Consider the following 13039-nt stretch of genomic DNA (forward strand, 5'->3'; position numbering starts at 1 on the left):
TACTAGTATGCAAGAGGAAGGTCCTGACACTATGGCATAAGTCCAACATGATTTACAAAACGCATAAAGGCAGCTTGTCCTTCTTCTGTTTGCTTGTAAACTCCTGCATCTTCCAAAACTCGAGCAAAGATTTTTCCAACAGATTCTTGGACGATATTAAGAGCTTGGTCTTTGTCAGTCAATCCAGGATGGGATTCTTTCAACTCATCTGCCCATTCTTGGTGATAATCCGCAATAGAAACATCCTCTCCGACTAGGTAAGCTGCTACTTGCTCCACTTCTTCCTTCAAGCGTGGTGGCAAGATAGCCAATCCCATAACCTCTATCAAGCCGATATTTTCCTTCTTGATATGTTGGACATCCTTGTGGGGATGATAGATACCATCTGGATGCTCTGGGGATGTTTGATTATCCCTCAAGACCAAATCCAACTCAAACTGTCCATCTCGTTTACGGGCTATTGGAGTAATGGTATGGTGCGGTGTTCCATCACTTTCTGCCAAGACCTGTACACTTGGATCTGAGTATTGACGCCAAGCCAGTAAGATTTTATCCGCTAGTTCTGTCAAATCCTCTTTAGAATCTGAAGTTAGTCGAATGACGGACATAGGCCACTGGACAATTCCTGCCCTGACAGATTCAAAACCTTTAAAGGTAAAACTCTTTTGTAATGGCGCTACTTCCATTGGAAAGACATGCCGGCCACCTTGATAGTGATCATGGGTTAGAATGGAGCCACCCACGATTGGCAAATCAGCATTTGAACCAGCAAAGTAGCCTGGAAACTGCTCCACAATTGCTAACAAACGTTCAAAACTTTGGCGACTAATGGCCATAGGACGATGCTTGCTATCTAGGAAAATACAGTGCTCATTAAAGTAAGCGTAAGGCGAATATTGTAAGCCCCACTCCTGCCCAGAAATATCAAAACGAATAATTCGGTGATTGCTTCTAGCTGGATGATTGACACGACCATGGTATCCTTCATTTTCCATACAGAGCTGACATTGAGGATAGTTACTCGACTTAACCAACTTAGCTGCCGCAATCTCCTTTGGATCCTTTTCAGGCTTAGAGAGATTGATGGTAATCTCTAGTTCACCGTAGTCAGATGGTACACGATAAGCAATATTCTTTGCGATAGCCTTCAGTTTGATGTAGTCATTCTTCTGACTGAGTTGGTAGAAATCTGCAATTGCCTGCTCTGGTGACTTGGCATAGGTATTCCAAAAGTCACGATTAACCTGACTTGGACAAGGGGTTACCAAATCCATGAGAACAGAACCGAGAATCTCACGCGCAGCATGACTATCTTCAATCGTTCCCAATCGAACGGCTTCCTCGACAAGCTGATCTTTTAGTTCAATCAAATCATCTTGGTCAGTCTCAACTTCAAGAACTCCATCTCCCACCAGTGCTAAAACACGATTGGTCAGATAGATCCGATCCAACTCTTCAAAGCTACTTTCTGCAATGACTTTGGTCACAAAATTTTCTACTAAGGTCACTAAATAACCTCCTTCTGACTATTCTAGGATGCGAGTTCCACCTGCCACTTCAGCGATATAGAAGCTTGGAGCGTAGCCAACGATTTCTTCATAGTGCTTGCCTACAGCTTCTTTAAAGGAATCAACAGCATCTTTTTGAACCAAGGCGATCGCACAACCACCAAAGCCAGCTCCTGTCATACGAGCACCAAGAACACCTTCTTGAGCCCAAGCTGTATGAACAAGGGTATCTAATTCCAAGCCAGTTACTTCGTAATCATGCTCAAGTGAAACATGAGAAGCATTCATCAAACGACCAAATTTGTCTAAATCTCCTGCTTGAAGAGCCGCTTGCGCTTTAAGGGTACGTTGGTTTTCAAGAACTGCATGACGCGCACGTTTCAAGCGATTTTCGTCTTTAATCAGATAGCTGTATTCATCAAAAGCCCATTCATCCAATTCACCCAAGGTTTGAATATTTAAGGCCACTTGGAGTTCTTCTACTGCTTTTTCACATTCAGCACGACGTTCATTGTACTTAGAATCCGCAAGTTCACGGCGTTTGTTAGTATTCATGATAACAACAACATTGTCCTTCAAATCAAGGGGAACCAAGTCATATTCTAAACTATTTGTATCCAGATAAATGGCACGTTGGTCTGCCCCCATACCGATAGCAAATTGGTCCATGATACCAGAGTTAACACCAATAAAGTTATTCTCTGTCAATTTCCCGATTTTTACTAAATCTAGACGATCCAATTTTAGGTCAAAGAGATATTCTGCCACGACACCAGTCAATAGCTCCAAGGATGCGGAAGATGATAAGCCAGCACCATTTGGAATATTCCCATAGACATAGAAATCAAACCCTTTATCAATCACATGACCAGCTTCTTGCAAGAAATGTAGGACACCTTTTGAATAGTTAGTCCAGTTGTGCTCTTTCTCAAACTTAAGGTCAGCCAGAGGAACTTCGACAATGCCTTTGTCCTCAAAGTTTGCGGAGTAGAAACGAAAAACTTGGTCATCACGCTTGCGTGCTGCTCCATAAGTTCCTAGTGAAATAGCAGCTGGGAAAACATGGCCACCATTATAGTCAGTATGTTCCCCAATCAAGTTGATACGCCCTGGCGAGAAGAAGGTTTGATCTGCTTCTTGACCAAAAATAGCTAAAAAATCTTTGCGAAGTTCTTCTGCAGTTAAATGTTGTGTCATATGAATTCTCCTTTGACTTTTGGTTAATGTAAGCTTAACTTGTAATCGTTTTCTTCTATTGTACCCAAGGGTTTTGCTTAGGTCAATATTTTTTACCTATATTTTACTAAACAATAGGTAAAAAGAAAGAAAATATGATATAATAACCTAAAAAGGGGGTTACTATGGCTACATTAAAAGATATTGCTCAATTAGCATCTGTTTCAATCGCAACTGTATCCCGTGTCCTTAATCGCGATCAGAGTCTATCTGTCACAGAAGAAACCCGACATCGTATCTTGACAGTTGCTGAAGAGTTAGGGTATACCAAGCATCTCAAAACTGGCCAATCCCATAAACTAAAGCAAAAAATTGCCATCATCCAATGGGTAAGTGAGCAAGGCGAGCTTGAAGATCTCTACTATTATCAAATTCGATTAGGGATTGAAAAAAGAGCCCAGGAATTGGACTATGAAATCTTGCGCTATTTCAATGACCAACCCTTCACGCTTAGTGAGGAAGTCATAGGTATTCTCTGTATTGGAAAATTTAGCCAAGATCAAATCTCTTCTTTTGAAGAATATCAAAAGCCTCTCGTTTTTATAGATAGTGATACACTCTCTCTTGGTCACACCTGTGTTATTACAGATTTTGAAAATGCTATTAAGCAAGTCATTGATTTTTACACCCAACATGGCATTAAGAAAATCGGCATCCTCACTGGACTTGAAGTTACAACCGACCAAGAAGAACTCATCCAAGATAAACGTTTAAAATACTATAAATCTTATACACAAGAAAAAGGGATCTATCACGAAGAATTTGTTTTCCAAGGGCAGTTTAGTGCCCAATCTGGTTATGATTTAATGAAGGAGGCCATAGATTCCTTAGGAGATAAACTACCACCAGCATTTTTTGCAGCTAGTGATAGTCTCGCAATCGGCGCTTTAAGAGCTCTCCAAGAAGATGGAATCGGACTCCCTGAACGCGTTAGTATGATTTCCTTTAATGACACTATTCTCACCAAACAGGTCTTCCCACCTCTTTCCAGTATAACCGTTTATACTGAAGAGATGGGGCGTACAGGCATGGATATTCTCAACAAAGAAGTGCTCCATGGTCGCAAAGTTCCTAGTTTGACCATGTTAGGGACTAGATTGACATTAAGAGAAAGTACACTAAATTATAAATAAGAAAAACTTACAAAAAAATGGGTGCTAGCACCCATTTTTTTATTCAATCACAATTATAGACTTAATAGCCTTACGCTCATCCATATCTTTATATGCTTGATCAATATCTTCTAAACTATAGCTATCTGTAAAGACACGCCCTGGATTAATATCTCCATCAAGGACAGCTTTTAACAAGATTTGTTTATCGTAAGTTGTTACCGAAGCCGCTCCACCTGCAACTGTGATGTTTTGAGCAAAGGTAGAACCAATTGTACGATTATTGTAGTGTGGTACTCCAACAAAGCCCATTCGTCCTCCATTATGAAGCACTCCTAAAGCTTGGTCAATGGACGCTTCAGTTCCAACACACTCTAGAGCCGCGTCTGCTCCACCACCAAGAATCTCACGGACTTTGGCGATTCCTTCTTCACCACGCTCTTCAACTACCGCTGTAGCACCTGACGCCAAGGCCATTTCCTGACGGTCCTTGTAACGGCTCATGAGGACTATTTGCGAAGCGCCTCTCATCTTAGCAGCAATCACTGCACATTGACCAACTGCGCCGTCTCCAATTACGACAACCTTGTCTCCTGGTTTAACATCTGCCACACGCGCTGCATGGTAACCAGTTGGCATAACATCTGCTAGACTTAAGAAAGATTTGAGCATAGCCTCAGTATAATCCGAAGGTTTCCCAGGAATTTTGACTAGGGACCAATTGGCATAATGGAAACGAATGTATTCTGCTTGAACACCAGTAGACCAGTTGCTATTACCCAAATGACGATCACAAGTTCCATCAAAGCCATCATGACAGGCATCACATTCCCCACAACCATGAGTAAATGGTGCAATGACAAAATCCCCTGGTTTCACTGTTGTGATGGCCTCTCCAATTTCTTCGACAATTCCGATAGCTTCGTGACCACTGTTCAAACGGCCTTCTTTTATTTTAGGATTACGATAAGTCCACAAATCCGAACCGCAGACACAAGTTCTAACGATACGGATAATAACATCATCTGCTTCCTTAATCTGTGGACGCTCCACTTCAACAAGACCAATCTGTCCTGCCTTACTATAAACTGCTGATTTCATAAAAACAATCCTCTCTGTTTCTTACTAATTCTAGTATACACTTTTATATCCCATATTGTAAGAGGAAAATCTTCCTAAGGAAGTTTTTAATCGATTATCCCCCTATTTGATGATGATAAAATTAGACTAGCTTAAAAAAGATAAAAATCTTTCTGCTGTTTCTGGTTCTTGATGATTATGAAAGAGGGTACTTCCTTGGTCCAATCCTTCTATGCTCTTCATTTCATCTTCTGTTAACTCAAAGTCAAAAATATCAAAATTCTCTTGCATCCGTTCTTTACGAACAGACTTAGGAATGACAACCACGTTACTTTGGAGTAAGAAACGTAGGGCTACTTGGGCTACGGATTTGCCATATTTTTCTCCAATCTCTTTCAAGAGCGGGGTATTGAAGAAATCATTTTTCCCTTCAGCAAAGGGCCCCCAAGATTCAATTTGACAATCATACTTCTCCAAATACTTTTTGGCTTCTTTTTGTTGATAGAATACATGGGTTTCTATCTGATTGATAGCTGGCTTGATCTCCACAAAATACTGAAGATCAATAAAGCGATTTGGTGAAAAGTTAGATACACCGATGGCACGAACCTTTCCAGCTCTATAGGCTTCTTCCATAGCTCTGTATGTGCCATAGTAATCACCGAAAGGTTGGTGAACCAACAAAAGATCAATATAATCTGTTTGAAGTTTTTTCAAGGATTCTTCAATCGAAACCTTGGCCTTTTCATAGCCTGCATTCGAAATCCAAATCTTTGTCGTAATGAAGAATTCTTCACGTGGAAAACCCGATTCCAAGATAGCTTCCCCCACACCTGCTTCATTGCCATAGATTTGAGCGGTATCAAAAGAACGATATCCAACCTCGATAGCATCAAGAACTGCTCGCTTTGTTTCATCTACTGGAGTCTGAAAGACTCCAAATCCTAGTTGAGGCATTTTGACATTGTTGTTTAAGGTCTTGTAATACATATTTTTTCCTTACTACTTTTGATACTTTTAGTTTACACTCAATTTGAAGATTTGTATACTAGCAAATGAAAAATTTCTTTTACAGAAGGAAAAACGACAACATTTCTTCATACTTCATGCAGAAAAAACAGCATCAAATTTTTCCCCACTTCCCTCTAATGCTCATGCCCATCTAAAGATTTCAACTCATCAACACACCGTTTATGGTGAGCATGATTCATCAGACTGCTATCCACCTCAATGGTGACATTTTGAAAGCCCCTCTCTTTGAGCAAGTCTCGGATAGATTCTTTACAGACATCCATATGCTTGACATGCTCCAGACAAACATGGACAATGGCATTTTTTTCCAAACCATCCATAGTCCAAAGATTAAGCTGATTCACACTGGCTACATGGTCCAATTGCTCCAAATCACTCTTGACTTGCTCGATATCTACTCCTTCTGGTACAGCATCTAAGAAAATTTTCAGCGTAGACCAAAAACGTGGAATGGCTTTTGACAAGATAAAGAAGGAAATGACAAGCGACAAGAGAGGATCTAGGATATACCAATCCGTAAATCGTAGAATAATGGCCATCAGGATGACTGCTAACCAACCAAGAGTGTCTTCCAGAAAATGCAGGCTAAGAATAGACTCGTTCTTTGTTTTTCCTTTACGAACCACTAAGCTCGCTAGCACATTTATAGTAACTGCAATGATTCCTAGCCAGAGGATACCCTCATCATTGACAGGTTGGGGATTAAATAGTTTTGTTATATTTTCCAAAATGACGAAAACTGATCCTGTCATCAAAATCACAGCTGTTATCAAGGCTCCTAAGAGACTAAAACGTTTGTACCCCAAGGTGTAGTGGCTATCTTCTTCACGATTGGAGATTGTTTCTAGATAGGCTGATAGCCCAATTGCGATTGCATCTCCCAAGTCATGGACAGAGTCAGCAAGAACAGTACTAGAGCCAAATACTCCACCTGCGATAAATTCAACAATGGTAAAGCTTAGATTCAAGAAAAAAGCCAACCAAACAGCACGATTTGTTGTCATTTTTTTATTCTCCTTTGGTATAATAGTAGTATAATTATTATCTTTACTAGTATTATCTCTCACTCCAAAAAGAAAGGATAGGGGCAAACTGTTTACTCTGTACGTTAGTGAACAGTTTGTTCAAATTGTTCATATGAGTACTCAAGATCGTCGCATTACCAAGACTCGAAAATCCATCTATGCTGCTTTTTTGCAATTACTAAATCAAAAAAACTTTGAAACAATCACCGTTCAGGAGATAATAGATCTTGCAGATGTTGGTCGTTCCACCTTTTATAGCCATTATGAAAGTAAAGAATTACTCCTAGATGAGCTTTGCCGCTATCTCTTTCACCATCTTTTTGAACGCGAGGAAAATATTAGCATCGAAGCATATTTGACACATATTTTTTTGCATTTTAAGAAAAATCAAGACCATGTCACTAGCCTTCTTTTCTCTAAAAATGATTACTTCCTCCGTCAATTACAGAAAGAACTGGAACACCATGTTTATCCCATGGTTGCGGAGGACTTGCGGGTTTCTTATCCTAATATTCCATCCTCCTTTCTCAAGCACTTTGTTGTAACTAACTTTATCGAAACATTGACTTGGTGGTTAAAAAAAGGAAAATCTTATAAGGAAGACCAAGTAGTGAGATTTTACCTAGGTGTTATCGAAATGAAGTCTGAAAAAAGACTATAAACTTTTTAGACAAATGAATCCCTAATCTCACTATTTTATTCGAAATAGCTTGTCTATCTTGATAATTCTTCAACCAATCTCTATCAAATACTAAACCCCATCTTTCATTTACAAGATGGGGTTTTCACATCGATTTTTAATAAGGCTTTAAACATCTAACCATAGTTTACTCCTTAAGAAAACCTTCCTGAATCAAAAACTCACGCGCCACTTCTTCAGCTGTTTGGCCTTCCACACCAACCTGATAATTCATCTGACTCATCTGACTCTCAGTGATTTTTCCAGCCAGTTTATTAAGAACCGCTTCCAACTCTGGATGTTTTTTCAGTAATTCAGCTTTCATGAGTGGGGCCCCTTGATAGGGAGGGAAGAGATGTTGATCATCCTCCAAAACCACTAAATCATAGCGAGCAATTTCAGCATCTGTTGAGTAAGCATCTGTAATTTGAATGTCCCCTGACTGGATGGCTTGGTAGCGAAGAGCTGGCTCCATGGTTGCCACATTGAGATTCAATCCATAAACAGACTGCAAGCCCTTGTTTCCATCCTCACGGTCATTAAACTCCAGAGTGAATCCCGCCTTGAGCTGTCCTTCTACTTTTTTCAAGTCTGAAATCGTCTTAAGCCCATATTCTTGCGCAATTTTTTTAGGAACTGCTATAGCATAAGTATTTTGATAAGCCATGGGTTTAAGAAAGGCTAGTTGATCCTGTTTGGCAATACCATCACGAGCTACCTCGTAAACCTTTTCTGGGTCATGCTCAATTTGTGGAGATGATTGGAGGAGACTCTCTGTCACTGTTCCAGAAAATTCTGGATAGATATCAATGTCCCCTTTTTTCAGCGCTTGGTAAAGAAAGTCTGTCTTCCCAAAATTGGGTTTAACCGTCACCGTCATATCCGTATTTTCCTCGATGAGAAGTTTATACATATTCATGAGAATCTCAGGTTCAGGTCCTAACTTCCCAGCAATGACGAGATTGTCTTTCTCATTATGTGGAATGATGCTTGGAACATAACTAACTCCCAAACCAAGGACCATGACAGCAAAGGTCGAAACAATCGTACGCAATTTTGCCTTTTCCAAGTATTTGAGAATGACATTAAAAAGAATGGCCAAGATGGCTGATGAGATTGCTCCGATTAAAATGAGACTAGCATTCCGACGATCAATTCCCAAAAGGATAAAGGAGCCCAATCCACCAGCTCCCACAAGAGCTGCTAGAGTCGCTGTCCCAATAATCATAACGGTCGCTGTTCGAACCCCCGATACAATGACTGGCATGGCAAGTGGAATTTCAAACTTCTTGAGTCGCTCCAACTTGGTCATCCCAAAAGCAATCCCTGCCTCCTCAAGACTAGGATCAATGCCGTTCAGGGCTGTGATTGTATTTTCTAAAATCGGGAAAATAGCGTAAATGACAAGGGCTGTGAGAGCTGGTAAGGTTCCAATCCCCATGAAAGGAATAAAGAGCCCCAACAAGGCCATTGAAGGAATGGTCTGGAAGATACCTGCAACTTGTAGAACCCAGGTCGCTGCTTTTTTATGAGCATTTAGATAAACCGCAAGTGGGATGGTCAGAAAAATAGCGACCAATAAGGTCAAAAGAGATAATTGCAAGTGTTGTCCCAAAGCTGTTACCCATTCACTAAATCGCTCCTGAAAGGTTGAAATGAAATTAGACATGAAGGCCACCTCCAAACAAGTTTGCTACAAAGTCTGTCGCAGGTGCTTGTAAAATTGTTTCAGGGTCAGCGACCTGGCAAATCTCCCCATCCTTCAATACTGCAATTCTATCTGCTAATTTCACTGCCTCGTCCGTATCATGAGTAACAAAAATAATTGTTATCCCAAATTCCTGATGCAAGGCCTTTGTCAGATCTTGGAGATGTTTTCTTGAGATGGCATCTAGAGCAGAGAAAGGCTCATCCATAAGGAGAATCTTGGGTTGTCCAATTAAAGCACGAACAATCCCTACCCTTTGTTGCTCTCCTCCCGATAACTCACTAGGCATGCGCTTTGCATACTCTACAGCAGGCAGACCCACCTTGTCCAATAGTTCTTCTGTTTTAGAGGCGATTTGTTCCTTACTCCAGCCCTTCATCTCAGGAATAAGGGCAATATTTTCAGCAACTGTTAGATTTGGAAAAAGAGCAATAGCCTGTAAGACGTAACCTATTGATAGACGGAGTTCCCGTTCATCATAGTCCTTGATCCGTTTTCCATCCATATAGATATTGCCATCAGTCGGTTCCAAGAGACGGTTAATCATCTTGATCATGGTGGTCTTTCCAGATCCTGAAGGACCCACTAGCACCATGAATTCTCCATTTTCAATGCGGAGATTGACATCTTTTAAAATGTCCTTATCCGTGTAGCGCAGGACTACATTTTTATATTCAATCATATTCTTCCTCACCATCTCCTTAAAAGCTAAGATCCTTATCTCACTTTTAATAAGAGTGTAATCATTATTATAATATTGTAATACTAGATATTACATCTGTCAACGATTTTGATTTGAAATCATATATAAGAAAAAGAGCTTGGCTAAGGCCAAACTCTCCATTATGATTGATTATTCTTCTTCCACCAAACGTTTAAACTCCGCTTGGATTTCTGTATTTTCTGTTGGTTTTAAGTACATGACTCCGCCATTAGTTGTTGGTGAATGAAAGACGATAGCTTCTCCTGTGTTGGTTATAGCAAAGTAATAGCTATGAACATCTGGAAATTTATCCCAATTACTGTAGCGTTCTACAATTCGGTACTGAGCAGTTCCTAAGCCAGTATCTGAATACTCTGCATTCATTTTTTCACTCGGACCATCCCCAAATGTATATAGATTATCTGGACCAACATCTCCACCTGTAATTCCTTTTTTGTAATTAGGTTGACCAAGTCTTTCTCCCCATCCTTTTATAAAAGCTTCTAATTTTGCAGATTTACTAGGATTCCACGGAGCTTTTTGTTCAGTTTGAGAACTATTTATACTACCAGAAAAATCAAATTGTTGCCAATCAAAATCACGTATATTAATTATTTCAGATTCTGATTTACCAAAAATATCATGCAAGGAAGTATTTCCTGGCACTTTAATATCTTGTTCTTTTACTATAGAAGCGGCTTTCTGGTTTGGATTGAGTTGATAGAGAACTCCCCTACCTTCTCCGGTTCCAGAAGACCAACTCAATTCAAGAATCTCTCCACCTTTATAGATAGTCGTAGTATTCCTAGCTCCACCATGTCCAGCTACATATCCCTCAGATAAAAGTATTGGTTTATCATTCTCTAAGTAATAAAAGCCTGATATAGAGTAGCTCCCATCTGATTGCTGGACTCCAATAATTAGCTCCTCAACGCTATCTTCATTCAAATCAACATAGGCATAACGAAGTTTATCAGAGTTAAAAACAGAATTTTCAACAACCCAGCTGCCAATTGGTCGTTTAGTAGCACTTAAACTATTATAAAGCGAAGGAATTAAAGAGAGGTCTTTGGGCGAAGAAAATATCTTTCTATAGCTATCGAAAACAGGTTGATAAAGATAACGAAAGAGTTGTTTTTGATCCTCAGTCGAGTTAACACTATTTAAAGTAGATTGACTTGTTGACGTTACGAAACTAGAATTCTGACTAAAATCATCTGACTTAGTAAAACTACACCCAGATAAAAATAAACTTAGCGTAATAACAAAAAAGAAAACTACTAGATATTTAAATTTCATAAACACTCCTTAAACATAAAATAGAACTAAAACTAGTAATAGTATAACAAAAATTAAATAAAGTAAGAAGCAATAAGAAAATAAAAAAAAGAGCTAAAAGCTCTTTAATGACGGAGAATAAGGGATTCGAACCCTTGCGCCAGTTACCCGACCTAACGATTTAGCAAACCGTCCTCTTCAGCCTCTTGAGTAATTCTCCTATTAATGGGCACGAGTGGACTCGAACCACCGACCTCACGCTTATCAGGCGTGCGCTCTAACCACCTGAGCTACGCGCCCAAGTAAAAACTTGGTAATGAACAAAGTTCAAAGCGGGTGACGAGAATCGAACTCGCGACAACAGCTTGGAAGGCTGTAGTTTTACCACTAAACTACACCCGCATAAAACTATATAAAAATATGGCGCGAGACGGAATCGAACCGCCGACACATGGAGCTTCAATCCATTGCTCTACCAACTGAGCTACCGAGCCAATATTGCGGGAGCAGGATTTGAACCTACGACCTTCGGGTTATGAGCCCGACGAGCTACCGAGCTGCTCCATCCCGCGTTAATTTTAAATAAAGGAGGATGTGGGATTCGAACCCACGCACGCTTTTACACGCCTGACGGTTTTCAAGACCGTTCCCTTCAGCCGGACTTGGGTAATCCTCCATCATTTCAATGGACCTTGTAGGACTTGAACCTACGACCACTCGGTTATGAGCCGAGAGCTCTAACCAGCTGAGCTAAAGGTCCAACAAGATCATTATAGCGGCGAAGGGGATCGAACCCCCGACCTCCCGGGTATGAACCGGACGCTCTAGCCAGCTGAGCTACACCGCCATCAATCGGGAAGACAGGATTCGAACCTGCGACACCTTGGTCCCAAACCAAGTACTCTACCAAGCTGAGCTACTTCCCGAAGTAAATAAAAAAATGCACCCTAGAGGAGTCGAACCTCTAACCGCCTGATTCGTAGTCAGGTACTCTATCCAGTTGAGCTAAGGGTGCTCATTTATGCCGAGGACCGGAATCGAACCGGTACGATCGTTACCAATCGCAGGATTTTAAGTCCTGTGCGTCTGCCAGTTCCGCCACCCCGGCCTCTCTAAGCGAACGACGGGATTCGAACCCGCGACCCCCACCTTGGCAAGGTGGTGTTCTACCACTGAACTACGTTCGCATTCATGAGTCTGAATATTAAAAAAAATGCCGGCTACATGACTTGAACACGCGACCCTCTGATTACAAATCAGATGCTCTACCAACTGAGCTAAGCCGGCCTATTTCTATTATGCGGGTTAAGGGACTTGAACCCCCACGCCGTTAAGCGCCAGATCCTAAATCTGGTGCGTCTGCCAATTCCGCCAAACCCGCAATGATGACCCGTACTGGGCTCGAACCAGTGACCCATTGATTAAAAGTCAATTGCTCTACCAACTGAGCTAACGAGTCAAATAACTTTCGTTATTACGGTCCCGACGGGAATCGAACCCGCGATCTTCGCCGTGACAGGGCGACGTGATAACCGCTACACTACGGGACCTATGGGAGTTAACGGGATCGAACCGCTGACCCTCTGCTTGTAAGGCAGATGCTCTCCCAGCTGAGCTAAACTCCCTCTAGCTAAGCGACTTCCATATCTCACAGGGGGCAACCCCCAACTACTTCCGG

At 41.0% G+C, this 13039-nt stretch carries 10 protein-coding genes and 17 tRNA genes; 2 read left to right on the forward strand and 25 right to left on the reverse strand.

Features of this window, described 5'->3' with window-relative positions; all coding sequences use genetic code 11:
- Positions 1 to 29 precede the first annotated feature (29 nt).
- Entirely contained in the window at positions 30 to 1508 is a 1479-nt protein-coding gene (locus BQ2679_RS10315; RefSeq protein ID WP_075568036.1) for a UDP-glucose--hexose-1-phosphate uridylyltransferase, read from the reverse strand.
- An 18-nt stretch (positions 1509 to 1526) separates the two neighbouring features.
- Entirely contained in the window at positions 1527 to 2705 is a 1179-nt protein-coding gene (locus BQ2679_RS10320; RefSeq protein WP_075568037.1) for a galactokinase, read from the reverse strand.
- Between the two features lie 164 nt (positions 2706 to 2869).
- Between BQ2679_RS10320 and BQ2679_RS10325 the strand changes: the two genes are divergently transcribed.
- Positions 2870 to 3877, forward strand: coding sequence for a LacI family DNA-binding transcriptional regulator (locus tag BQ2679_RS10325; protein WP_075568038.1), 1008 nt, complete (start codon positions 2870 to 2872; stop codon positions 3875 to 3877).
- A 39-nt stretch (positions 3878 to 3916) separates the two neighbouring features.
- On the opposite strand, the gene BQ2679_RS10330 is transcribed toward BQ2679_RS10325, so the two are convergent.
- From BQ2679_RS10330 to BQ2679_RS10340, 3 genes are all read right to left on the reverse strand, one after another.
- Positions 3917 to 4957: an alcohol dehydrogenase catalytic domain-containing protein gene (locus tag BQ2679_RS10330; RefSeq protein ID WP_075568039.1), complete on the reverse strand. Its 1041-nt coding sequence runs from the start codon at positions 4955 to 4957 to the stop codon at positions 3917 to 3919.
- A gap of 126 nt (positions 4958 to 5083) precedes the next feature.
- Positions 5084 to 5926, reverse strand: a complete 843-nt coding sequence (locus BQ2679_RS10335) for an aldo/keto reductase (RefSeq protein WP_075568040.1) — start codon at positions 5924 to 5926, stop codon at positions 5084 to 5086.
- A 155-nt stretch (positions 5927 to 6081) separates the two neighbouring features.
- Entirely contained in the window at positions 6082 to 6972 is an 891-nt protein-coding gene (locus BQ2679_RS10340) for a cation diffusion facilitator family transporter (RefSeq protein WP_075568041.1), read from the reverse strand.
- Positions 6973 to 7105: 133 nt separating this feature from the next.
- Between BQ2679_RS10340 and BQ2679_RS10345 the strand changes: the two genes are divergently transcribed.
- Entirely contained in the window at positions 7106 to 7654 is a 549-nt protein-coding gene (locus tag BQ2679_RS10345) for a TetR/AcrR family transcriptional regulator (RefSeq protein ID WP_075568042.1), read from the forward strand.
- A 166-nt stretch (positions 7655 to 7820) separates the two neighbouring features.
- Here BQ2679_RS10345 and BQ2679_RS10350 read toward each other — a convergent pair whose 3' ends face one another.
- The 20 genes from BQ2679_RS10350 to BQ2679_RS10445 all read right to left on the reverse strand — a co-directional run bounded on the left by BQ2679_RS10350 (position 7821) and on the right by BQ2679_RS10445 (position 12986).
- Entirely contained in the window at positions 7821 to 9341 is a 1521-nt protein-coding gene (locus BQ2679_RS10350) for an ABC transporter permease/substrate-binding protein (RefSeq protein WP_075568043.1), read from the reverse strand.
- Positions 9334 to 10062: an ABC transporter ATP-binding protein gene (locus tag BQ2679_RS10355; RefSeq protein ID WP_075568044.1), complete on the reverse strand. Its 729-nt coding sequence runs from the start codon at positions 10060 to 10062 to the stop codon at positions 9334 to 9336. The genes BQ2679_RS10350 and BQ2679_RS10355 overlap by 8 nt, the downstream gene beginning before the upstream one ends.
- A gap of 171 nt (positions 10063 to 10233) precedes the next feature.
- Complete coding sequence (locus BQ2679_RS10360; protein ID WP_075568045.1) at positions 10234 to 11382, reverse strand: DUF4767 domain-containing protein; 1149 nt, start codon at positions 11380 to 11382, stop codon at positions 10234 to 10236.
- A 111-nt stretch (positions 11383 to 11493) separates the two neighbouring features.
- Positions 11494 to 11581: transfer RNA gene (locus BQ2679_RS10365), tRNA-Ser, on the reverse strand.
- 6 nt (positions 11582 to 11587) lie between these two features.
- Positions 11588 to 11661, reverse strand: a tRNA-Ile gene (locus BQ2679_RS10370).
- A gap of 31 nt (positions 11662 to 11692) precedes the next feature.
- A tRNA-Gly gene (locus BQ2679_RS10375) sits at positions 11693 to 11763 on the reverse strand.
- A 19-nt stretch (positions 11764 to 11782) separates the two neighbouring features.
- Positions 11783 to 11855 (reverse strand) — tRNA-Phe (locus BQ2679_RS10380).
- A 4-nt stretch (positions 11856 to 11859) separates the two neighbouring features.
- Positions 11860 to 11933, reverse strand: a tRNA-Met gene (locus BQ2679_RS10385).
- Positions 11934 to 11947: 14 nt separating this feature from the next.
- Positions 11948 to 12037 (reverse strand) — tRNA-Ser (locus BQ2679_RS10390).
- Positions 12038 to 12047: 10 nt separating this feature from the next.
- Positions 12048 to 12121, reverse strand: a tRNA-Ile gene (locus BQ2679_RS10395).
- Positions 12122 to 12134: 13 nt separating this feature from the next.
- Positions 12135 to 12208: transfer RNA gene (locus BQ2679_RS10400), tRNA-Met, on the reverse strand.
- Positions 12209 to 12213: 5 nt separating this feature from the next.
- Positions 12214 to 12287 (reverse strand) — tRNA-Pro (locus BQ2679_RS10405).
- 15 nt (positions 12288 to 12302) lie between these two features.
- A tRNA-Arg gene (locus BQ2679_RS10410) sits at positions 12303 to 12376 on the reverse strand.
- 7 nt (positions 12377 to 12383) lie between these two features.
- A tRNA-Leu gene (locus BQ2679_RS10415) sits at positions 12384 to 12469 on the reverse strand.
- A gap of 7 nt (positions 12470 to 12476) precedes the next feature.
- Positions 12477 to 12548: transfer RNA gene (locus tag BQ2679_RS10420), tRNA-Gly, on the reverse strand.
- Positions 12549 to 12575: 27 nt separating this feature from the next.
- Positions 12576 to 12648, reverse strand: a tRNA-Thr gene (locus BQ2679_RS10425).
- Positions 12649 to 12660: 12 nt separating this feature from the next.
- A tRNA-Leu gene (locus tag BQ2679_RS10430) sits at positions 12661 to 12742 on the reverse strand.
- A gap of 5 nt (positions 12743 to 12747) precedes the next feature.
- Positions 12748 to 12820, reverse strand: a tRNA-Lys gene (locus BQ2679_RS10435).
- An 18-nt stretch (positions 12821 to 12838) separates the two neighbouring features.
- Positions 12839 to 12911: transfer RNA gene (locus tag BQ2679_RS10440), tRNA-Asp, on the reverse strand.
- A gap of 2 nt (positions 12912 to 12913) precedes the next feature.
- A tRNA-Val gene (locus BQ2679_RS10445) sits at positions 12914 to 12986 on the reverse strand.
- Between the last annotated feature and the right edge of the window lie 53 nt (positions 12987 to 13039).

Origin of the sequence: Streptococcus timonensis (assembly GCF_900095845.1) — a bacterium.
In the GTDB taxonomy this organism is placed as follows: Bacteria; Bacillota; Bacilli; order Lactobacillales; family Streptococcaceae; genus Streptococcus; species Streptococcus timonensis.

What these genes read in the sequence shown, in the direction of transcription:
- BQ2679_RS10320 (WP_075568037.1), bottom strand. Translation starts at nt 2,705, where the DNA reads ATGACACAACATTTAACTGCAGAAGAACTTCGCAAAGATTTTTTAGCT.
- BQ2679_RS10350 (WP_075568043.1), bottom strand. Translation starts at nt 9,341, where the DNA reads ATGTCTAATTTCATTTCAACCTTTCAGGAGCGATTTAGTGAATGGGTA.
- BQ2679_RS10340 (WP_075568041.1), bottom strand. Translation starts at nt 6,972, where the DNA reads ATGACAACAAATCGTGCTGTTTGGTTGGCTTTTTTCTTGAATCTAAGC.
- BQ2679_RS10355 (WP_075568044.1), bottom strand. Translation starts at nt 10,062, where the DNA reads ATGATTGAATATAAAAATGTAGTCCTGCGCTACACGGATAAGGACATT.
- BQ2679_RS10360 (WP_075568045.1), bottom strand. Translation starts at nt 11,382, where the DNA reads ATGAAATTTAAATATCTAGTAGTTTTCTTTTTTGTTATTACGCTAAGT.
- BQ2679_RS10335 (WP_075568040.1), bottom strand. Translation starts at nt 5,926, where the DNA reads ATGTATTACAAGACCTTAAACAACAATGTCAAAATGCCTCAACTAGGA.
- BQ2679_RS10345 (WP_075568042.1), top strand. Translation starts at nt 7,106, where the DNA reads ATGAGTACTCAAGATCGTCGCATTACCAAGACTCGAAAATCCATCTAT.
- BQ2679_RS10325 (WP_075568038.1), top strand. Translation starts at nt 2,870, where the DNA reads ATGGCTACATTAAAAGATATTGCTCAATTAGCATCTGTTTCAATCGCA.
- BQ2679_RS10330 (WP_075568039.1), bottom strand. Translation starts at nt 4,957, where the DNA reads ATGAAATCAGCAGTTTATAGTAAGGCAGGACAGATTGGTCTTGTTGAA.